Below are 21,654 nucleotides of genomic sequence, written 5' to 3' on the forward strand. Positions count from 1 at the left end.
GATCAGATGAGCGAGGACCACAGAAGGCAGTACGGACCAGGGGGCGGGGGTGCGGACGGGGGCCCGGCCCTCACCCTGCGGGTGCACCAGAACAAGTACCTGCCCGCCTCCGCGGGCCGCACCGAGATGCACGCCATCGTCAGCGTGCGGGCCCACGGCCTGGGCCCCGCGGCGGCCCGTACCGCCGCGTCGGAGGTCATCGTCATCGACTGCTCGATGTCGATGAGCTGGCCGCCGACGAAGATCGCGGCGGCGCGCCGGGCCACCGCCACCGCGGTCGGCATACTGCGCGACGGCACCCGTTTCGCGATCGTCGAGGGCACCGAACAGGCCCAGGTGGTCTATCCGTTCACCGGCGGCATGGCGGTGGCGGGGCCGGACACCAAGGCCGCCGCCGCCCGGGTGGCGGCCCGGCTGCCCGCGGCCGGGGGCACCGCGATCGGCTCCTGGCTGGATCTCGCCCGGCGGCTGCATGCGCGGCAGCCCGCCGCGATCCGGCACACCCTGCTGCTCACCGACGGCCGTAACGAACACGATCCGCCCGGCTATCTGGACCAGGTGCTGGACGCCTGTGCCCCGCACTTCACCTGTGACGCGCGCGGGATCGGCGACGGTTGGGACGCCACCGAGCTGAAGCGGATCGCGCACCGGCTGCACGGCCGGGCGGACGCGGTCCTGAAGGACTCCGCGCTGGCCGCCGAGTTCGAGGAGATGGTCTCCGCCTCGATGGCCAAGGCGCTGGCCGGGGTGCGGATCCGGATCCGCGCCCGGGCGGGCGGCCGGGTCGGCTTCGTCAAGCAGGTGCACCCCACCCGGGCGGACCTCACCGACGAGGGCGTCCGCCCCGATGAGCGCACCTGGGAGTGGACCACCAGCGCGTGGGGCGACGAGACCCGCGAGTACCAGGTGTCCGTGTTCGCCGATCCGCGGCGCGATCCGCTGGGCGAGGACGTGGAGCTGGCCGCCGTGGAGCTGGCGGTGGAGGGCGACACCGCGCTGTCGCTGCCCGAGCCGGAGTCGGTGCTGGTCCAGTGGACGGACGATGTGCTGCTGTCATCCCGTATCGACCCTCGGCTGGCCCACTACGACGCCGACTCCGAGCTGGGGCACGCGATCACCGCCGGCTGTGACGCGTACGAGGCGGGTGACCGGGAGCGGGCCCGCCGCCAGTGGGGGCGCGCCGTCCAGCTGGCCCATCAGCTGGGCAGCGAGAAGATGCTGGCCCGGCTGAGCGGGCTGGTTCACATCGTCGACGCGGCCACCGGCGAGGTGCGGATCCGCAAGCCCATCCGGCCGCTGGACCTCAACTCGGTGATCGTCGTGTCGGAGGAGAGCGCCCCCTTCGTGGGGCTGGACCGCCCGGAGCCCGCCGCGCCGCCCGCGGCGGATGTCCACTGCCCGGCCTGCGGGCGCCGGTCACCCGCCACCGCCGGGTTCTGCCAGCAGTGCAACGCTCCCTTGAGCGGCGACCCGGGCGGATCGGGTCAGGCGGGCGGCGCGTTATGAGCGCCACCCGTGCCTTTCTGGTGCGCCGGCTGATCGCCCTGCTCGTGGTCACGGCGGTGGCCGTGGCCGCGCTGCTGGCCGGGTACTACGGCGTCAGCCGCAACTCCAAGGCGGTCACCGACCGGTCCACGCCGGCGATACTGCAAGTGGCCGCCGCCATCGACGCGCTGGACGCCTCCTACGACGAGGCGGAGCGCAGCATTTCGAGCCCCACCGCGGAGTTCGAGGGGCTCAACGAGGAGTACCGCAACAAGCTGTCGACGGCCAAGCAGAGTTTGGCCCAGGTGTCCAAGAGCACCATCGGGGGCGAGTCGGCGCGTGGATCGCTGCGCACCGCCGCGGCGCTGGTGACGTCCTATGGCGACACCGTCGAGCAGGCGTACGCGACCCGCGACAACCCGACGCTCAGGGATGCCTATCTGGGGTACGCAGACTCGATACTGCGGCATAACAGCGGCATTCTCCATCGCCTGAAAGAGGTGCAGAAGCGGCAGTTCGACGTGCTCGACGACCAGACCTCGTTCGGCTGGCTGCTGGCGTTCGCCTGGTGGCTGCTGGTGCCGGGGCTGTTCCTCACGCTGGCGGCGCTGTTGGTGCACACCCAGCGCTTTCTGCGGCGCCGGTTCCGCCGACTGGTCAATCCCTGGCTGGCGGCGGCGACCGCGCTGCTCGTCGCCCTGCTGCCGCTGGCCGTCTTCACCTATCAGACCCAGGACCGGCTGGAGTCGGCCCGGACCAGCCTGACCAACTCGAAGATCGGCCGCACCGGCGGCCCCACCGCCAGAAAGGTGGCGAGGACGATGCGGAACGCGCACTGGCAAGCCGGTGCGGTCGGCTGGATACCCGTGGGCGGCGCCGTGCTGGCCGCCCTGATCGTGGTCGGTCTCCAGCCGCGCATCGACGAGTACCGGTTCCAGAGCCGATGAGCGCGGCGAAGCGGTCCGGTCAGGCCACGGCCACGGTCCTCGGGTTGTGGATGGTGCTGCTGTGTGTCGTGGGCGCTGGCGATACGAGCGGCTGGCAGTCGCGCGGCAGTGTCAGCGTGCTCGCGTCGTGGACCAGCGACGAGGGCAAGGCGTTCCGGCAACTGCTGGACACGTTCACCAGGCGCACCGGCGTCCATGTCGACTACCAGGGCACCACCGCGCTGCGCGAAGTGCTGTCTTCGGAGGTGGCCTCCGGGACCCCGCCCGATATCGCCGTGCTGCCCAGCACGGGCGAGCTGGCCGCCTACGCCCAACAGGACCAGCTGACCGCGCTGAACGGAGTGATCCCGAGCCGGGAGCGCACGGGCTACGGGAAGCTGTGGATGCCCCGGCTGAGCGCCGACGGGCCGATCTACGGCATCGCGGTCAAGGCGGATCTGAAGAGCATCGTGTGGTACGACCATGCCCACGACCGCCGCCCGGGCACACTGTCCGCCCTGGCCGCCGACGGCCGCCAGTGGTGCGTCGGCATGGGCGACGACGCGACCTCCGGCTGGCCCGGCACCGACTGGATCGAGGATCTGCTGCTCCAGCAGCAGGGCAGTGCCGTCTACCAGGACTGGGCCACCGGCGGGCTGCCGTGGACGGACCCCCGGGTGAAACGGGCCTGGCAGAGCTGGGGGTCGCTCTTCGGCAAGGACACCGCGCGCACCGCGCTCACCACCGACTTCCGCGCGGCGAGCTCGAAGCTGTTCGCCGCGGACCCGCCATGCGCGCTGGAGCACCAGGGGTCGTTCATCCGCAGCGGCTACCCCGACCCCACCAAGGCGGCGTTCGCCTTCTCCCCCGGGCTCCTCCCCGACACCGACCAGCGGTCCACCGCCCGGGAGGTGTCGGGAGACTTCGCCGCGATGTTCCGTGACACCCCGCAGGCCCAGGAGCTGATGCGCTATCTGGTCTCGGCCGACGCCCAGCGGACCTGGGGCCGGCAGACCGCCACCAAGAGGACCCACCCGTTCTTCGCCAACCGCGGCGTCCCGCTCGACGCCCAGGGCGACGACGACGTGGACCGCAGGATCGCGAAGGCCCTCCGGGGCTCGGCCCCGCTGTGCCTGGACGCCTCCGACGCCATGCCCCCGCGGATGCGGGTGGCCTTTCAGCGTGCCGCGCTGGCCTACCTCAGCGACACCAGCAAGCCGCCGGACAGGCTGCTGCGCAGCCTGGAGAGGATCCGCCAGAGCCTGCGCGACACCCGCGACCAGCCCTGGCTGTCGACGGTCTGCGGCTGATCAGGGGCGCCGCGCAATGCTGCCGCGGGGCGGGCTCAGGGAACCATCTCGTCCGGGCAGGGCGTGCCGCGCGGCAACTGGTACTTGCCCGTTATGCGGTAGACGCCGGGCCGGGGGGCGTGCAGCACCGTCCACTCGTCCTCCGGCTGACCTTCTTCCCCACCCACGATCTGCTTGGTGAGGCAGCCCTCGCGGTTGACCGGCAGCCGGTCGTCCTCCCCCTTCGGGGCCCGGACGCTGTGCCCGTCCTTGTCCACCAGGCCCAGCCACGGCGAGTACGGGATGCGGATGAGCACCGGGCCCTTGGCGCGGACCGACAGCACCAGCTGGTCGGCACCCGCGCGGCGCACCGTGGCGGGCGGGTCGGCGATCTGCGTCGGGTCCTTGACCTCGTACAGCTTCCAGTTCTCGTCCGACCAGACCTCGCGCAGATACGGCAGCTTGGTACCGAGCAGCTCGGACTCCTTCTCCGCCGCGGTGTCCGGGTCGTCCGCGGGCAGCACCACATAGTGCACCGCCCAGCGCTTGAGCCATTCGTGGTAGCTGACCGGGGTGAGGGTGTCCTCGCCGTAGAAGATCGGGTTCCGGTCCAGATCGCGCTGGCGGTTCCAGCCGCGCGCCAGATTGACGTACGGAGCGAGCGCGGAGGACTCGCGGTGGCTGCGCACCGGAACCACCTCGACCCGGCCCCGGTCGGCCTTCTCCCGCTTGAGCCGGTCGACCAGCGGCGCCAGCTCACGGGCCCAGGACGCCGAGGGGGCGGTGTGGATCACGTCGTCGGCGGTCTTGACCCCCTGCCACACCGTGACGGTCGCGAGCGCCAGCACCAGCACGGTCCAGCGGCGGCCCGCACGCGTCGTGCGCAGCTCGGCGCGCGGTGGCCTGCGCACCGCGGGCAGCGCGGCGATCAGCACCACACCGCCGAAGATCATGCCAAGCCGGGAGATATTGGTGCCGATCTGGGAGGGAATCACCCAGGTGAGCACCACTCCCAGGCAGTAGAGCCCGGCCCCGACCCGCACCGTCGACCAGGTGCGCGGCACACACATCAGCGTGGCGGCACCGGTGATGAACGGCAGGATCACCGACCCGATGCCCATCGGCTGCTCGCCGGAGAACGGGAACAGCCACGCCGACAGGCCGACCACCACGGCCGGGGTGACCCCGAGCGCGTACGCGGCGGGGCGCCGCTTGGTCAGCCACAGCCCGGCGGCCACGACGCCCACGAAGAGACCGGCCACCGGACTGGACATGGTCGCCAGCGCCGACAGCACGGCGGCCAGGACGAACCGACCGGTCTTGTGGTGCCAGTGCCGGGAGCGCCACCGCCGGGGCCAGGCGAAGATCACGGCGATGGCCGCGAGCCCGAACATCGCGCCGAGCCCGAAGGTCACCCGGCCCGAGATGGCGTTGCAGGTCAGCGCGAACGCGCCGTACATGGCGGGCCACATCGGCCGCCGCACGGCACGGCTGCGCACCAGCAGCAGCGCGAGCAGCCCGGCGGACAGCGTCCCCGCGACCATCATCGTCGAGCGGACCCCGAGGACCGCCATCAGATATGGCGAGATGACGCTGTACGAGACGGGATGCATCCCGCCGTACCAGGCCAGGTTGTACGCCAGGTCCGGGTGCTGGAGGGCGAACTCCGCCCAGGCGTCCTGCGCGGCGAGGTCACCGCCGCTGTTCGCGAGCAGCGCCACCCACACCAGATGCAGCAGCGCGGCGGCGGCCAGGGCGGCCACAACCGGATGGCGCAGGGCCGCCGTCCGGGCGCGCTGGAGCAGCCCGCCCGAAGCGGCCTGGCGGCTCTCGCGCTCCGCCTCCGCTTCCGCCGGGCCGGTCGGCTCGGCCGGCCAGCGCTGTGTGGGTACGCGTATTCGTGCGGCGGTGCTCTCCTCCGAGCCCCCGCCTTCATCGGCCCGTGTCGGATCCACGGTGGTCACTGCGGCTCTCCCCGTCTTCCCCCGAGGTCTGCCCCATCGTCCTCAACCCCGCGCCGGGTCACTCCGGTTCCGCGGTGGGTCCAGGCCGGGGACCCACCGACGCTAGCACGCTCGGGCGGCCCCGATCCGGCTCGGGCCCCGGCGGCGTTTCGCGCCGGGGCCGCTTCCTCTCGTCCCCTCTATCCCACTTCCCCGCGGGTCAGCCGATACGGGTCAGTTTCGCGCCGAACGACGGCTCGGACAGATCATTCTGAAGGGCCACCGGCGCCTTGAGCTGTCCGGGGCCCGTGCCCACGGTCACCTCGCCGACGACCGTGCCCGCCTTGGCCGAGTGCGGCACCTTCTTACCGCCGTCGCCGATCTTGATGTCGACCGTCAGACCGGACCAGCCGACCGCCTTCAGATCCTTGGTGGCGACGACCGGCGTGGTGCCGCCGAGGCCGTCGTCGACCTGGCCGACGACATCGCCCTTCTTGATGACGGTGGCCGAGGTGAGGGCGTCCTGCGCGGCGGTGATCAGCTTGTAGCTGTTGGTCTGGGCGAGCTGGAGGCTGGCGTCCAGCGTGGTGGTCGCGCGCTGCTCGAGCACCACACCGAGGATCCGCTGCTTCTTGCCGTCGATCGTCCGCACGGCGCCCCACATCAGCGCACCGCCGGCCGGGGTGGACGAACCGGTCTTGATACCGATCACACCCGGCTTCACCAGCAGATTGTTGTTGTTGTAGATGCGGTCGTCGAGACCCGGGATATCGGTGTTGGGCGTGGCCACGACCGCCCGGAAGGCGTCGGACTGCATCGCCGCCTTCGCCAGCTTCAGCTGGTCGGCCGCGGTGGACTTGGTGGACTCCTTCAGACCGCTGGGGTCGGTGTAGGTGGTGTGCTTCATCCCCAGGCTCTCGGCCGCGTCGTTCATCTTCTTCACGAACGCGTCGAGCGATCCGGCGTCCCAGCGGGCGAGCAGCCGGGCGATGTTGTTGCTGGAGTTGATCAGCAGCAGCTGGAGCAGCTGGTGCTGGGTGAAGCTCTGCCCCTCCTTGACCTCCGCCCGCGACTCGTCGGCGGACTTCGCCTCCTCGGCCGCCTGCGCGTCAATCTTGATCTTCGGACCCTCCGCATCGCCCTTCAGCGGATGGTCCTTGAGCACCACATAGGCCGTCATGACCTTGGTGACGCTCGCGATCGGCACGGGCTTCTGCTCGCCGGAGGTGCCCAGGCTGCCGACGCCCTCGACCTCGGCGGCCGACTGGCCCTGGTCGGGCCACGGCATGGAGAGCGCGCCGCCGCCGAAGCGGTAGGAGTCGTCCGAGGTGAGCTTCAGCGACGGATCCGGCAGCGGCCGCAGCGCCTGGACGACGCCCAGGATGATCACCAGCAGCACGGCCAGCGGCGTCCAGATCTTGACCCGGCGGACCGCCGTCCGCAGCGGGGTCTCGGGCTTGGGCGGCGTGTTGGTCAGCTGCGCCAGCAGATCGAGCGGGGCCGGCTGCTTGCCGTCCGGGGTCAGCGGCGGCAGCGGCTGCTGCTTGGTCCGCTCGGCCTCGGGGACCGCGGCGGGCGGGGCGGCCGGGGCCTTCGGCGCGGCGGGCGGGGCCGCGGGCCTCGGCGGGGCCGGGTCGTCGGGGGACCGCAGCGGGACGAACTTGCTGGTCCGCTCGTTGTCCGACTCGCCGACGGGCTTCTTGCCGGACGTCTTCGCGTCGGACGCCTTGTCGGCGGTCTTGCCGTCGGACGCCTCGTCGGTCGTCTTGCCCCCGGCGGTCTTGCTGCCGGCCGGGGGGCTGACCGCCTTGAAGGCGGTGGTCGGCTGGTCGACGCCCTTCTTGTCGCCCTTACCGCCCTCACCGCCCTTACCGGGCTTCTCCGGGAGCACGCCGAAGGCGGCCGTCGGACGGTCGATCGGCTTGTCGGGGGCGTCGTCGTCCGCGTCGGACGCGGCGGCCTTCGCGTCGGACGCGACGGCCTTACCGGACTCGCCCTTGGGCTCGTCCGCCTTGGCCTCGTCCTTCTTCTCGGACTCGTCCTTCTGGGGCTCGCCCTTCCCGGACTCGTCCTTCTTGTCCTTGCCCTCGGCGTCCGCCTTGGGCTTCACCGTACGGAAGACGGCCGTCCGCTGATCCACCGACGGCTTCGACGGCTCGTCACCGTCCCCGTCCACCCCGGCCTCGGACGCACGCTCAACCTCCGCGTCCGCGTCCGCCTTGGGCTTCACCGTACGGAAGACGGCCGTCCGCTGATCCACCGACGGCTTCGACGGCTCGTCACCGTCCCCGTCCGCTTCGGCTTCGGCTTCGGCTTCGGACGCACGCTCAACCTTCGCGTCGGCGTCCGCGTCATCAGAGTCATCGGCGCCATGGGAGTCACCGGCGCCGTCCGCACCGTCCTCAGCCGCTCCCGCCTCAGCCGCTCCTGCCTCAGCCGCTTCCGCCTCCGGCTCCGCCTTCACCTCCGACGCCCCGGAACCTTCACCCTGTTCACCATCGCGAACACCAGAAACCTTCGCATCGCCCCGGTCGACCGCCGGCGCCTCTGGTTCCGCTTCCGCCTCCGCTTCGGCCTTCGCCTGGGAGGTCACCCCGGGCTCGCCAGAAGCCGAATCCGGCTCCCCGGAACCCGACCGGAGGTCGTCGGACACGACGGCGACCGCCGTCGAGCCCTGGCCCGCCTCCGCTTCGCGCGAGATCGCGAGCCTCGGATCGCTCTCTCCCCTAGCCGTCTCCCCCGACGACTTCTGCTGATCCGACCTGCCGGGGGACTCGCCCGCCACCGATGCCTCCTCGATATGTGTCGCGGGACGCCCTACGCCCCATGGCGTCACGTCCCGCAGCCCAACCTCTACCAGTGTCCTGTGTGTCCGGCACGCGATCGCGCAGCGCCACAGCCGGAGAGCGTCTTCAGGTGCCCGCCCACCTGCTAGACGAGAACGACATACCTACTGGTTCCCACCCAAACCCCCCAGGCACTCTCGACAGACCAATGTGAGAGGGGTCACCCTGTCATTCATCCACGCGGGGAGGCATGGATGGGCAGGAGCCGCAGAACAATTCCGGAGGAGCTTCTGCTGCTCGCTTTGGACCCGACCACGGGTACCACGGCGCAGCCGCAGTCGCTTGACCTCGGTCTTGCCGGGGCACAGCTAGTAGAGCTGGCCCTGGCCGGACGGATAGCCCCTGACGGGGATCGTATCGCCGTGGTGCTGCCACGGCCGACCGGAGATCCGACTCTGGACTCCGCGCTGGAGCTGCTGCGCCGACGCGGCAGCCCGGTGCGCGCGGTCCACTGGATCGGCGGGCCCCGGCTGGGGCTGCGCCAGACGTACCTCACGCACCTGGAGCGCTGCGGCATGGTGCATGCCGTCGCGGGCCAGATGTGTGGCGTACTGCCGACGACGCGCTACCAGGCGACGGACACGGCGATCAGCCGGGAGATCAGGGCCCGGCTGGACAGCGCGATCCGCACCGGCGTACCGCCGGACCCGCGGACCGCCGCGCTCGCCGCCCTGGCCCACGCGGTCGGGCTCGGCAAGCACCTGTATCCCGGGAACGAGGGGCGTTCCTCGCGCTCCAGGCTCCGGGATCTGATCCGGCACGACCCGATGGGCGGTCTCGTGGCGCACGCCGTGATGGACGTGCAGAACGGTGTCGCGGCGCAGCCACGGCGCGCACCGGCCGCGGGTCCGGGCCGACAGCCGGGGGCACGCGCCGCGGCGGAGCCCGCGGCCGGCGTTCCGGCCCAGCCGTCCCGTCGCGGGAGCATGGCCCGCGTCGGAGCGCGCTGAGGCCCCTTCGGGGCGCCATCGCACCACCACGCACCACCCAGCCCGTCGAACGCACCAGCAGCCCGTCAGCGGGGCGGCGGACACCGCTCCCGGCACCGTCCGGGGCGGAGCGCCACCGTCCGGCTCCGAGCAGCACCGAGCACCACTGACGCTCCACCGACCGCACCGCAGTCCCCACTGACCCGGTTCGGGAGCCGCTGAAGCGCGCGGGGTGGTGGGACGGCCGTTTTGGACGACCGGCCGTCCCACCGCCCCGCGCGCGCGTTCGCCCACCGTTGTGCGGCCGCCCTTGTGCGGCCATTTCCCAGCGCGGCCCCGTCCGGTAGTGGCAGGCTGCTGAGCAGCATAAATCAGCAGTACGAAGCCGGAGGTGCACGTCCCGTGACATCGAACGTCGGCCCCACTGTCCGGCGACGCCGGTTGGGCCAGGAACTGCGCAGGCTCCGCCAGGAGAAGGGCATGACGGCGGAGGAGGTGGCTGAGGAGCTGATGGTCTCCCAGTCGAAGATCAGCCGACTGGAGAACGGGCGCCGCAGCATCAGCCAGCGCGATGTGCGCGACCTTTGCCGCACCTACAAGGTGGAGGACAAGGCGCTGGTCGATTCCCTGATGCAAATGGCGAAGGAGTCGCGCCAACAGGGGTGGTGGAACGCCTTCGGCGATGTGCCGTACAGCGTCTACATCGGCTTCGAGACGGACGCGGCGTCGCTGCGGGTCTACGAACCCCAGGTGCTGCCGGGCCTCTTGCAGACCCCGGAGTACGCGGAGGCGGTGATCAGCGGCGCCCTGCCGGAGGCCCCGCAGGACCAGATCGCCCAGCGGGTCCAGGTCCGGCTCAGGCGCCAGGAGCGGATCACCGATCCGCTGGCCCCGCTGCGGCTGTGGGCGGTCGTGGACGAGGCGGCGATGCGGCGGGTGGTCGGCAACTCCAAGATCATGAGCGATCAGCTGGACTATCTGGTCCGGATGAGCCACGAGCCCCATGTGACGGTGCAGGCGCTGCCCTTCGACATGGGGTCGCACCCGGGGATGAGCGGGCAGTTCACCATCCTGGAGTTCTCGGACGAGTCCGACACCAGCGTCGTCTATCTCGAGGGCGTGACCAGCGACCTGTATCTGGAGAAGCTCAGCGATGTGCAGAGCTACAGCATGATGTACGAGCATCTGCGGGCCCAGGCGCTGAACGCGGATCAGAGCCGCCAGTTCATCACCGAGATGGCGCAGGAGCACGCCCGCCGGCACCAGGAGGAGAGCGAGGCGGCTCCGGCGGACTGAGGAGGGACGGAAACGCTCCGGCGCGAACGGCGAAGGGCGGAGGCTACACCTCCGCGCCTCGCCGCGGAAGGGGCCACGGGAATATGCCATCCGGTCGAGTGAATGGCCCGCTTTCCGGACGATGTTGCCGAGTAACGTCGGTGACGCCTCCAATCGGGGGTGCGTCTCATCTACACAATGCATCGGAGCAATCGTGTCCATTCAGCAGGGAAAGACGAGCATGTGGGTGAAATCCTCGTACTCGGCCGGAAACGGCGCTTGCGTGGAAATCTCCTCCCCGGTCATCAGCGAGATCGCCGTGCGCGACTCCAAGGACCCCCAGGGACCGACGCTCAGCTTCGCCCCCGCATCGTGGTCGGCCTTTGTGTCCGACGTCAGCCGAGGCGCCTTCGACCTCGACTGATCTCCGCAGCACCCGGCCGCGGTAGCGCGGTCGGCGGCGCGGAGCGCCAAGCCCGCACCCGAGCCCTCTCGACCGGTCGCCGTCCCTGCCGAGAGGGCTCTTGCCGTTTCCGGCGTATTCCCGCATCGCCGGTTCAGCGGACATCGCCGGTTCAGCGGAGTTCCGCCACGTATTGGTCCGTACCGGGAATCGTCGGAATGAACGGCGCCATGAATTCCACCCGGCCGAGACCGGCATCGGCCACTTCGCCGTCCAGACCGGTGAAACAGGGGTCCCAGCACTCCCGGGGATCGGACTCCAGGAACCAGAGCAGGGTCAGCCGGGTGTCGACCCCCTCGACCTGCTTCACATACGACATCCGGTCCGAGGGCAGCGGGGTCGGCCGGAAGACCGTCACCATCGCGGCGGGTGAGCCCGCGAGCCGGCGCGGCAGATGTCTGGATCGGAGCCACGCGAGCAGTTCCTCCCGCTGCTCCGGGCCCTCGCTCTCGATCACCTCCAGTGCCAGCCCGGCGTAGGGGTGGTCCAGCGCGTGGTGGTCACGCGGCCCGGCCGCCCCGTCCCGGTAGACGGTGGCCTCGTGGTCCTGGAAGGCCGTGAAGACATGCGTACGGTCCTGGTAGACCCGCCCGTCCCGCAACAGCCGCTTGTTGATGCCGACCGTCCACCGCATGTGGTCCGCGTAGCGCCCCTCGGTGAGCCAGTAGACGGAGAGGTAGCAGCCGGCGGTCACCGGCTGGGCGATCGCCGACTTCTCGGGGTAGCGCAGCAGCTGGAGCTCACGGGTGGCGACCCAGCGGCGGCCCGCGTAGATCCACGGCATGGCCATCGCGCCCGCGATGAAGTGGTCGTCCTCGTACCAGCGGTTGTAGGCGTACTCATGGCCAGGATGCGGCTCGACCAGGGTGATCAGGGCATGGCCAGGGCGCACCCCGTACGGGCCGACGGAGGCCAGTTCCGCGTACGCGTCGCTCGTCATGTCCCTCAGGTGTAGCTGACGTGACGTCAGTTGGGGAGGGGTGCGCACGAATCAAGTGCGCGGAATCGGACGGCGAAAACGGGGCCGATGACGCTCTGGTCATCTCACGGCCGTGCCCCTAATCTGACGCGACGCCAGACACGGGAGGGACCGCCATGTCAGGGACCGCCATGCCGCTGGAGGGCAAGACCGTCGTCGTCTCCGGGGTCGGACCCGGACTGGGGGCCCGGGTGGTGGCCGCCTGCGTCCGGGACGGGGCGCGGGTGGCGCTGGGGGCACGGACCGAGGAACGGCTGCCGAAGGTGGCGGAGGAGGTCGATCCGGGCGGTGAGCGCACCGCCTGGCGGCCCACCGACATCGCGGACGAGGCGCAGTGCGAGGCCCTCGCCGCGCTCGCCCTCGACCGCTTCGGCCGGATCGACGCCGTGGTCCATGTCGCCGCGCTGGACAGCCACTTCGGCGGGCTGGCGGACGCCGACTTCGCGTCCTGGGCCCGGGTGGTGGACATCAATCTGTTCGGGACGCTCCGGATGACCCGCGCCTGTCTGCCCGCGCTGAAGCGGGACGGCGGATCGGTCGTGCTGATCGGCACCCAGTCGTCCTCCGCCGCCCCCACCGAGCTGCGCCAGACCGCCTACGCCGCCTCCAAGGGCGCGCTGACCTCCGCCATGTACGCGCTCGCGCGTGAGCTTGGTCCGCACCGAATACGGGTCAACACCGTGCAGCCCGGCTGGATGTGGGGGCCGCCGGTGCAGGCGTATGTGACCTTCACCGCGCAGACCGAGGGCGTGGGCGAGGCCGAGGTGCTGAGCCGGCTCACCGACCGGATGGCCCTGCCGGAGCTGGCGACGGACGGGGATGTGGCGGAGGCCGCGGCATTCCTGGCCTCCGACCGGGCCCGGGCGATCACCGGACAGTCGCTGCTGGTGAACGCCGGTGAACTGATGCGTTAGCGCTACTCCTGTCCGGCCTTTCGGGATCCCGCTCCCGTGCGACCCAGCGATCGGTGGGCGTGCGTCTGACGAAGTGCCCGCTCATCGTGGGCGTACAGACATGCGAACGACAACGCCCCGTCAGGTCAAGAAAGAGTAAATTCGTTCCTCTTTCTGATCTGCGTTCACATTCGTGACCTCTAGAACCCTTGACCGGTCGCCCGAACGAGCGGTTCAATCCCGGAAGTACCCCGCTCCCGCTCGGGGGAACCGCCCATGACGAACGTCGCGGCGAAGTGCGCTCCCGTTCATATGGCGGACCCCTGGGAGGGGACATGAACAGTCTCGACTGGGTTGTACTGATCGGCTACTTCGGTGTCATGGTCGGCATCGGCCTCTGGTCACACAAGCGTGTGGACAACGTCAGTGACTTCTTCACCGCGGGCGGCAAGATGCCGTGGTGGCTGTCCGGGATCTCGCACCACATGTCCGGCTACAGCGCGGTGATGTTCACGGGATACGCGGCCATCGCCTACCAATACGGCATCACCTCCTATGTCACCTGGTCCTTCCCCATCGCCATCGGCATCGCGATCGGCGCCAATCTCTTCGCGCCGCGCCTGAACCGGGTGCGCAGCAAGCTCAGGGTGGCCTCGCCGCTCGAATATCTGAAGAACCGCTACAACCTGCCCACACAGCAGGCGCTGGCCTGGTCCGGGGTGCTGTTGAAGATCGTGGACGTGGGCGCCAAGTGGGCGGCCATCGCCACCCTGCTCTCCATCTTCACCGGCGTCTCGCTCAACCAGGGCATCCTGATCACGGGCGCGGTCACCGCCGTCTACTGCACCGTCGGCGGGCTGTGGGCCGACGCGCTCACCGAACTCGGCCAGTTCATCATCCAGTTCGTGGCGGGCATCTCGATGCTGATCGCCGTACTCCACGAGCTGGACGGCTTCTCCACCTTCTGGACCGTCTGGGACGACCTCCCGGACAGCCACCACCAGCCGACCGTCGGCCCGTACACCCTGGTCTTCCTGCTCGCGTACCTCTTCATCAAGACCTTCGAGTACAACGGCGGCATGTGGAACCAGGCGCAGCGCTACATGGCGACCGACAGCGCCCACTCCGCCAAGCGCTCGGCCCGGCTGTCGGCCATCCTGTGGTTCGTCTGGCCGCTGGTGCTGTTCTTCCCGATGTGGGTCGCGCCGCTGATCATCAAGACGGACAAGCCCGCCGACTCGTACGCCGAGATGGCCGAACACCTGCTGCCGCACGGTCTGCTGGGCCTGGTGATCGTCGGCTTCTTCTCGCACACCATGGCGATGTGCTCCTCGGACGCCAACGCGATCGCGGCCGTGGTGACCCGGGACATCATGCCCGCCGTCTTCAAGTCGGTACGGGAATGGTCCTCCCGCACCGGGCTGCTCGCGGCCCGCTACACCACGCTGCTCTTCCTCGCCCTGTCGATGGCCATCGCCACCCAGGTCAACTCGGACTTCTTCGGGGACATCATCACCGTCGTGATCAAGTGGGTCGCCGGGCTCATGGGACCGATCGCGATCCCGCTGATGCTCGGCATGCTGGCCACCTTCCGCAAGTCGGGTCCGACGGCGGCGCTGGTCAGCTGGGCGATGGGGCTGATCGCCTTCTACCTGGTCAACTACCCGATCAACGACGCGATCGACGGCGGTGTGAACCTGGAGTACCAGATCTCCGTCCCGCTCGCGGTCTCGCTCGTGCTCTTCATCGTCGTCGGCTACATCAAGCCGGAGGACACCCCGGAGCGCGATGCCATCCTCGCCTCGCTCAACTCGGATGACGACGGGCCGGGTTCCGCGAGTGCCGCGCTGCCGGTGCCGGAGCAGGGCGACGCGGACGACCGCAAGTCGGTCGCGGGCGCCACGGACTGACGCCTTCCGCGCGGCGGCCATGACCCGGGCCGCCGGTCACCACCCAGTGCGGGGTGACCGGCGGCCCGGGTCTGTGCCGTCTATCGAGGCGCGCGGGCCGTCAGGTCGCACTGCATGAGCTGGGTGTCGATCCAGCGTCCGTGCTTGTGGCCGACCCCGGCCAGCAGACCCGCCGGGCGGAAGCCGAAGCGCCGGTGCAGGGCGGCCGAGGCACCGCTGCCGGAGTCGGCGATGACCGCGACGACCTGCCGTACGCCCGCCTCGGCACAGCGGGTGAGCAGGGTGTCGAGCAGCGCGGCCCCGAGCCCCGCGCCGGTCCGCCCGGGGGCGAGGTAGATGGCGTCCTCGGCGGTGTGGCGGTACGCGGGCTTGGGACGCCAGGGCCCGGCGTAGGCGTATCCGACGACCGTAAGGCCGCCGTATTCGGGGGCCGTACGGCCGTCGTCCCCGGAGGCCGTAAGGCCGTCGTCGACCTCGGCGACCAGGAACGGCAGGCCCCGGTCGGTCAGCTCCGCCAGCCGCCGCGCCCAGTCCTCGACGGTGGGCGGGGTCTCCTCGAAGGTGACGACGGTCTCGGCGACGTAGTGACCGTAGATCGCGGCGATGGCGGCCAGGTCGGCGTGGGTGGCGTCACGTATGACGGCGGCGGAGGCAGGCACCGGCCCACCTTACGGCCGGCCGTTCCGGCGGGACGGAAGTGGAACGCGGGGCCGGGGCGGCGGTGAGGTGATCATGCCTGTCCAGGCAACCTTTTGCTCATCTGCGGTTCGCATCCGGAACGTACTATGGTCGGCCGTCGGAGCCCGCCTGCCATCGACCGCACCAATCGCACCAACCGCACCGACCGCACCACCCGGACCCGACTCGCCCCGCCCCACCGAGCCGCCGTCCTCCGGGACCTCTGGAGCCCCCGTGACCGCCACCCAGACGATCACCGACTCCCGGATCCACCGGGCCCGCGCCCTCGTACTGCGCCGACCGGTCCTGTGCGCGGCGGTCTTCTGCCTGCTCTCCTTCACCGGGTTCTGGATCGCGCAGCGGGCCGCCCAGGTGTCGATGGTCGATCTGCTGGTCTATCGCGCCGAGGGATGGACCGTACGCAATGCGATGGATCTGTACGACATGCGGGCGACTGAGCACAATCTCCCCAATACCTATCCGCCGTTCGCGGCCCTGCTCTTCACCCCGCTGACCGTGATGAGCACGGGCGTCCTGCGGACCTTCGGGACGGCGGTCAATCTCGTCCTGATGGTCGCCGTGGCCCATCTGTCGCTGCGGCTGATCGGACTGCCCGCGCGGGTGCCGCGACCGGCCGCCGTCCTGGCCCTGGCCGCCGTCGGGGTGTGGTGCGAGCCGGTGTGGACGACGTTGCGCTACGGGCAGATCAATCTGCTGGTCACGGCGCTGGTGCTATGGGATCTGACCCGCCGGTCGGGCCACCGCTGGGCGGGGGTCGGGACGGGCATCGCCACCGGTATCAAGCTCACCCCGGGGCTCTTCGTGGTCTTCCTGGGGCTCGCCGGACTCTTCCTCGGCCTGCGGCGGCTGCGGGCGGCCACGGCGACCCGCAGGCGCACCGGGCCCGGAAGCGGTCCGCCGTCACGGCGCTTCCTCAACGACCACCTGCGGCGCGCGGCCGTCGCGACCGCCGCCTTCGTCCTTACGGTCGCGTTCTCGGCCCTGGCGCTGCCGCATGACTCCCGGCGCTTCTGGACCGAGGTCGTCTTCGCCACCGACCGCCCCGGCGATGTCGAGGGCGCGGGCAACCAGAACCTCAAGGGCGCCCTCGCGCGCGTGCTGCACACCCCCGACCCGGGCATGTGGTGGCTCGCGGCGGCCGCGGTGGTCGGCTGTGTGGGCCTGGCCACGGCGGTGGCCGCTCAGCTGACCGACGACAGCCGCCTGCCCAACGCCCGCGCCTGGGCCGCCCTGACCTGCGCGGTGACCGCCCTCATGGTCAGCCCGGTCTCCTGGTCGCACCACTGGGTGTGGGCCGTCCCGATGGTGCTGCTGCTCGCGGTGGAGGCGGTGCGGCGGCGCACGGCGGGCTGGACGGCCTGGACGGTGGTGACCGGGCTGCTCTTCTGCTCCTTCATGGTCTGGTACGCGCCCCACAGCCGGCCGGCCCGGGTGGAGCTCCACCAGAACCCCGCCCAGATGCTGCTGACCGCCGTCTATCCGCTGATCGGCGTCGCCTTCCTGGGCGTGGCCGCGTATCTGACCGCGCGCGCCGTAAGGCGTCCATGGCGTCCATGGGAGGGGATCGGGACCCTGGGGCGGCAGCGGACCACCGCCGGTGCGGGCGCGGAGCGGACCTACGCGCGCGGGTAGCGGGTGAGCCAGGCCGGGGAGGAGCTGCCGGGGCCGTGCAGGGCCGGGCCCTGGGTCATCTCCATGGCGAAGTCGTCGGCCAGTTCCAGGATCGTGCCGCGCCCCTCGACCTCCGCCAGCCAGGCCGGCGGCAGCGCCGTCTCGCCGTGCAGCGCGCCCAGCAGATTGCCGCAGATGGCCGCCGTGGAGTCGCTGTCCCCGCCGTGGTTGACCGCGAGCAGCAGTCCGTGGCGGACGTCCTCGGCGACCAGGGCGCAGTACAGACCCATCGCCAGCGCCTCCTCACCGGTCCAGCCCTCACCGAGCGAGGCGACGCGGTCGGGGGTCGGCAGACCCTGCCGTACGGCGCCGAGGGCGTGCCGCAGCGCGTGGGTGGTCTCCTCGTGGCCGGGGCGGGCGGCCAGATGGGCGAGGGCGCGCTGGACGGCTCCGTCCAGCGCCTCGCCGCGCGCCAGGCCGTGCACGATGAGGGCGAAGGCACCGGCCGAGAGATAGCCGGTGGGGTGGCCATGGGTCTGGGCCGCGCACTCGATGGCCAGCTGGAAGACCAGCTGCGGTTCCCAGCCCACCAGCAGTCCGAAGGGCGCGGAGCGCATCACGGCGCCGCATCCCTTGGAGTCCGGGTTCTTGGGCCGCTCCAGGGTGCCCATGGTCTCGTCGGCGAGCCCGGTGATACAGGCCCGGCCCGGGGACCGCTGGGCGTACAGCCACTCCTCGCGGGCCAGCCAGCCGGCGTCCTTACGGCGCTCATCGGGGCCCCAGTCGCGCTGGGTCGAGTACCAGCGGCGGTGGGCGGAGTGGATGTCGGTGGGCGGGTGCCAGGCCCCGGTGTCGCGGCGCACCTGCGCCCGTATCAGTCCATCCACCGTGAACAGCGTCATCTGGGTGTCGTCGGTGACCCGTCCGCGGCCGCCATAGGCGGGCAGGAAGTCCGTCACGCCCTCGGGTCCGTGTGCCGCCCTGATCTCGTCCAGGGAGGCGAACTCCACGGCCGCCCCCAGCGCGTCCCCGATGGCCCCGCCGAGCAGACAGCCGCGCACCCGGCTGCGGAAGTCCTGCTGTTCGGCGCGGCCCCATACGCCGGTCGCTGCGCTGGCGGTTGCGGTCACGACCTATGCCTCTTTTCTTCGCTGCGTGAATGGCCCTGAACTGTCTTTGAACTGTAATGGACACCTAATGATCGCCTCTTGGCCGCCGCGGATTGTGAAGGCGTCATCACGGAGAAGACGGCGGAGTGTCGCATTCCGAGAATGCGAATTCCCGCACCGAATGTCGGCCGCGTACCGAAAGCCCTTATCCGAGCGGTGCCCGGCCGTGGTCCAGACTCGCCCGGAGCTCGGCGAGCGGGGCGCGGAGGGCGGCGAGCAGGGCGGGGTCGGCCCCGGGGCACCGGGCGAGGTCGTCCAGGGCGCGTATGACGTCGTCGACGATCTCCCAGTACGGCCGGGTGGCGGTCAGCTCCGCGATCAAGCGCTCCGCCCCGGCCCCGTCCCCGAGGGCGGCCCTGCTGGCGATCGGGGCGGCCACCCGGGCCTGAGGGTCCCACTGGTCGGCCTGCTCCTCCAGAAGCGCCTCGAAGGCGATCCACCGCTCTCGTGCCTCGGGGAGACCTGCCGTGCGGCTCACCAGCATCGCGTACTCGAAGGCGACGTCGAGATCCTGGCCGTCCAGGGCCGTCGCCCGCTCGATGTCCGTCGCGGCCTCGGCGTACCGGCCCGCCAGGCGGTGGCACCTGGCCCTGGCCTCCAGCGCCTGCACATAGTCGGGGTCGAGCCCGAGCGCCCGGTCCAGATCGGCGAGGGCCGTCGCGTCCTCACCAAGGCGCAGCCGCAGGAAGCCCCGGGGCGCAAACACCCATGCCTCGTCGGGAGCGGCGGAGACGGCGGTGTCGAAGTCCGCCCGGGCTTCGCCGAGCCGGCCGATGTGCTGATACGTCTCCCCTCGACGGATCAGCGCGAGCACATACGACGGCTCGATCTCGATGGCCCGGCCGAAGTCCGCCAGCGCCTCCTGGAAGCGGTCCGTCATCCGGTACGCCTCACCGCGCTCGGCGAACACGACCTGCTCACCGGGGTGGGACACCAGGATCCGGTCGGCCGCGTCGATGGCCTCCGCGTAACGCTCAAGGCCGCGGAGGGCTTGAACACGCCCGAACGCGACGTAGTCGGCCCCGAGTTCGATGGCCCGGTCGTAGTCCGCGAGTGCCTCCTCGTACCGCTCCATAAAACGGTAGGTCTTGGCCCGCTCCGCGTAGACCCAGGCCCATTCGGGGGCGATCTCCACCGCCCGTCCGAAATCCGTCAGCGCTTTCTCGTAGTCCTCCATGGCGTGGTGCACCTGCGCGCGGGTCCCCACGGTCCACGCGCTCTCGTGCAGGTCGAAGGCGCGATCGAGGTCGGCGAGGCTTTCCTCGTACCGTCCGAGCAGGCGATACGCCTCGCCACGCCGGGCGAGCGGCCAGGGAAAGTCGGGATCCAGTGCCATGGCGCGGTCGAAGCTCTCCAGCGCCTGCTCGTAGAGCTCCCTGTCGAGGTGCACACTCCCGCGGGCCGCAAGGGCGCGAACGCAGTCGGCGTCCAGCTCCAGCGCCCGCTCCGCGTCCGCCAGCGCCCCCTCCAGTTCGTTCAGGTCCGCGCGGACCATGCCGCGGATCCCGAGCGCCATGGCCACGGCCCTGTCGTCCGACCCGACCTCGTCCAGCAGCCGCGTCATGTTGTCGACGAGGTCGCTCCTCGTGGACTCCGCGAGAAGCCGGTCACCCCAGGCGGCCACGGACGCGCTGCCGGAATCCTGGCCCGCCTCCACGAGCATCTGCCGCCAGCGGTGCTCCCAGGACGCCGACGCGTAGTCGATATACGCGCACACATAGGCGCGCAGTTCCTCGCGCAGGGCCTCCTCGGGTGTCGCGCACAGCCGGTGGTACGCCTCCTCGAGCCGATAGTCCAGCCACCGCTCGTGCTCCCACCTCTCGTCCCCCTCCAGCGTCTCCTCGATCTCCCGCTGCCATCCCGCGAGGGCATCGGCCAGCCGGAGGTGGCGGGCGCGCCACGCCTGCGGGGACTGGTTGCGCTGGAGTCGCAGCATGGCCGTGCGGACCACCTGGTGGTAGCGGCAGCGGCCGGAGCCGTCGCCCACGAACGGGAGCGAGCGGAGCCAGCCGTAGAGCTCGGCCGCCTCCTCGCCCACCGCGGCCGCGAAGACGTCCTCGTCCAGGCGCCGGGGCAGGGCCGCGGCCAGGGCGACCGAGCGGTGGGTCTCGTCGCTCACCCACTTCAGGAAGCGCTCCACGGCGGTGCCGGAGGGGTCGCCCACGGCCTCGGGGGTGGTGGGCCGCGCCTCGGCCAGCATGGACACCAGCACCGGCAGCCCTCCGGTGAGCCGGAGGACGACCTCGATCACCTGCTCGTCGGCCACGCCCTTGGCGGTCAGGAGCTGCCGGGCCTCCGCCTCCGTGAACGGGACCAGGGGGAGGTCCACCACGAGGTCGGCGTAGTCGGCCCAGCAGCGCGGGGCGAGGGTGCCCTGTCCGGCCAGCGTCACCACCGCGTTGGCCGGGAGCGAGCCGTAGCGGCCCTCGAACATCACATCGCGCAGCCACAGGTCGAGCAGCGGCCCGGTGCGCTCATAGGTGTCGAAGAACCACACCACCCAGGGCACGGACCCGGCCGCCTCGCCCACGTCCTTGAGGAACGCGGGGGTGAGCGCGTCCAGGGGCGATATCACCAGGTCGACGTCGTCATGGCTGCGGAGGCGGGCGCTGAGCTTGGCCCGGGCGCGGTCGGCGGCCTGGGCGACCCGGTCCGGTTCCGCCGCCCCGGCGAACGCCCCGACGCCCGGCACCATGCCGAGCCCGATGAGGCCCGCCCGGGCGGCGAACGCGCTCGACGCCGACGGCTGGGGGCCGCCCGCCGCCTCCTCCGAAGGCGGCGGCACAGGCTGCTGCGCCGCCGAATCGGCCTCGTGGCGCCGCTGTCGGTAGGTCGCCAGCAGCTTGTCGAAGGACTTCAGCGGATGGCCCTGCTCGGCGAACTGGGCGCTGATGGCCGCCATCACCTCGGGGACGCTGTTCACCGACTCGTCCACGGAGGCGGTGAGCGCCCGGTGCTCCCGTGCGGTGTTCTCCAGCTGCCGCAGCAGCGTCGTCTTGCCCACCCCGGCGTCGCCGCGCACATGGAACAGGAAGTGGTGCGCGGCGTCCTCGGGCGGTACGGCGAAGTTCTCCCGGAACGCGGCCATCTCCTGCCGCCGCCCCACGAACCGGCGCCGCCGCTGGATCAGCTCGCGCATCGTCGGACGCCGTTCTGCCATGGGTCCCCCTTCGCCCTGCTCCCCATGGCAGCGTATCCGCGCGGCGCGCCCGCGAACCCTGAGCCGGACCCGGTCCG

The 21,654-nt window shown here is 71.1% G+C and carries 15 protein-coding genes; 9 read left to right on the top strand and 6 right to left on the bottom strand.

Translation table 11 applies throughout. From position 1 onward, the window contains the following. Positions 1-6: 6 nt before the first annotated feature. The 3 genes from ABD329_RS14130 to ABD329_RS14140 are packed head-to-tail and all read left to right on the top strand — an operon-like array spanning position 7 to position 3,721. Complete coding sequence (locus ABD329_RS14130) at positions 7-1,506, top strand: VWA domain-containing protein (RefSeq protein WP_198279853.1); 1,500 nt, start codon at positions 7-9, stop codon at positions 1,504-1,506. Continuing rightward, positions 1,503-2,432, top strand: a complete 930-nt coding sequence (locus ABD329_RS14135) for a hypothetical protein (RefSeq protein ID WP_198279854.1) — start codon at positions 1,503-1,505, stop codon at positions 2,430-2,432. The genes ABD329_RS14130 and ABD329_RS14135 overlap by 4 nt, the downstream gene beginning before the upstream one ends. Further along, entirely contained in the window at positions 2,429-3,721 is a 1,293-nt protein-coding gene (locus ABD329_RS14140) for an ABC transporter substrate-binding protein (RefSeq protein WP_198279855.1), read from the top strand. The genes ABD329_RS14135 and ABD329_RS14140 overlap by 4 nt, the downstream gene beginning before the upstream one ends. 35 nt (positions 3,722-3,756) lie before the next feature. On the opposite strand, the gene ABD329_RS14145 is transcribed toward ABD329_RS14140, so the two are convergent. Together ABD329_RS14145 and ABD329_RS14150 are read right to left on the bottom strand one after the other, a co-directional pair. Further along, positions 3,757-5,664, bottom strand: a complete 1,908-nt coding sequence (locus ABD329_RS14145; RefSeq protein ID WP_198279856.1) for an MFS transporter — start codon at positions 5,662-5,664, stop codon at positions 3,757-3,759. Positions 5,665-5,863: 199 nt separating this feature from the next. Next, a complete protein-coding gene (locus ABD329_RS14150; RefSeq protein ID WP_344316411.1) occupies positions 5,864-8,428 on the bottom strand; it encodes a D-alanyl-D-alanine carboxypeptidase family protein in 2,565 nt (854 codons plus the stop codon). A gap of 255 nt (positions 8,429-8,683) precedes the next feature. Between ABD329_RS14150 and ABD329_RS14155 the strand changes: the two genes are divergently transcribed. From ABD329_RS14155 to ABD329_RS14165, 3 genes are all read left to right on the top strand, one after another. Beyond that, positions 8,684-9,439, top strand: coding sequence for a GOLPH3/VPS74 family protein (locus ABD329_RS14155; RefSeq protein ID WP_037947984.1), 756 nt, complete (start codon positions 8,684-8,686; stop codon positions 9,437-9,439). A 381-nt stretch (positions 9,440-9,820) separates the two neighbouring features. Then, positions 9,821-10,714: a helix-turn-helix domain-containing protein gene (locus ABD329_RS14160; RefSeq protein ID WP_044571409.1), complete on the top strand. Its 894-nt coding sequence runs from the start codon at positions 9,821-9,823 to the stop codon at positions 10,712-10,714. Positions 10,715-10,907: 193 nt separating this feature from the next. After that, complete coding sequence (locus ABD329_RS14165) at positions 10,908-11,117, top strand: DUF397 domain-containing protein (RefSeq protein WP_037947978.1); 210 nt, start codon at positions 10,908-10,910, stop codon at positions 11,115-11,117. A 151-nt stretch (positions 11,118-11,268) separates the two neighbouring features. Here the strand turns inward: ABD329_RS14165 and ABD329_RS14170 are convergent, their stop codons facing one another. Further along, complete coding sequence (locus ABD329_RS14170) at positions 11,269-12,096, bottom strand: hypothetical protein (RefSeq protein ID WP_198277237.1); 828 nt, start codon at positions 12,094-12,096, stop codon at positions 11,269-11,271. A 170-nt stretch (positions 12,097-12,266) separates the two neighbouring features. Here ABD329_RS14170 and ABD329_RS14175 point away from each other — a divergent pair, with 170 nt between their 5' ends. Next, positions 12,267-13,049, top strand: coding sequence for an SDR family oxidoreductase (locus ABD329_RS14175; protein ID WP_198277246.1), 783 nt, complete (start codon positions 12,267-12,269; stop codon positions 13,047-13,049). A gap of 314 nt (positions 13,050-13,363) precedes the next feature. Beyond that, the gene (locus tag ABD329_RS14180) at positions 13,364-14,938 is read left to right on the top strand and encodes a sodium:solute symporter family protein (protein WP_198277238.1); all 1,575 of its coding nucleotides are present in this window, start codon (positions 13,364-13,366) and stop codon (positions 14,936-14,938) included. An 80-nt stretch (positions 14,939-15,018) separates the two neighbouring features. On the opposite strand, the gene ABD329_RS14185 is transcribed toward ABD329_RS14180, so the two are convergent. Next, positions 15,019-15,597, bottom strand: coding sequence for a GNAT family N-acetyltransferase (locus tag ABD329_RS14185; protein ID WP_198277239.1), 579 nt, complete (start codon positions 15,595-15,597; stop codon positions 15,019-15,021). Between the two features lie 253 nt (positions 15,598-15,850). On the opposite strand from ABD329_RS14185, the gene ABD329_RS14190 reads away from it, so the two are divergent. Continuing rightward, on the top strand, positions 15,851-17,269 hold the full coding sequence (locus tag ABD329_RS14190) for a glycosyltransferase 87 family protein (RefSeq protein WP_198277240.1): 1,419 nt from the start codon (positions 15,851-15,853) through the stop codon (positions 17,267-17,269). On the opposite strand, the gene ABD329_RS14195 is transcribed toward ABD329_RS14190, so the two are convergent. Together ABD329_RS14195 and ABD329_RS14200 are read right to left on the bottom strand one after the other, a co-directional pair. Then, positions 17,254-18,378, bottom strand: coding sequence for an ADP-ribosylglycohydrolase family protein (locus tag ABD329_RS14195; protein WP_198277241.1), 1,125 nt, complete (start codon positions 18,376-18,378; stop codon positions 17,254-17,256). The genes ABD329_RS14190 and ABD329_RS14195 overlap by 16 nt on opposite strands. Before the next feature lie 184 nt (positions 18,379-18,562). After that, positions 18,563-21,577, bottom strand: coding sequence for a tetratricopeptide repeat protein (locus ABD329_RS14200; protein WP_198277242.1), 3,015 nt, complete (start codon positions 21,575-21,577; stop codon positions 18,563-18,565). Positions 21,578-21,654 lie beyond the last annotated feature (77 nt).

This window comes from Streptomyces javensis, from assembly GCF_039525925.1.
GTDB lineage: Bacteria > Actinomycetota > Actinomycetes > Streptomycetales > Streptomycetaceae > Streptomyces > Streptomyces asiaticus.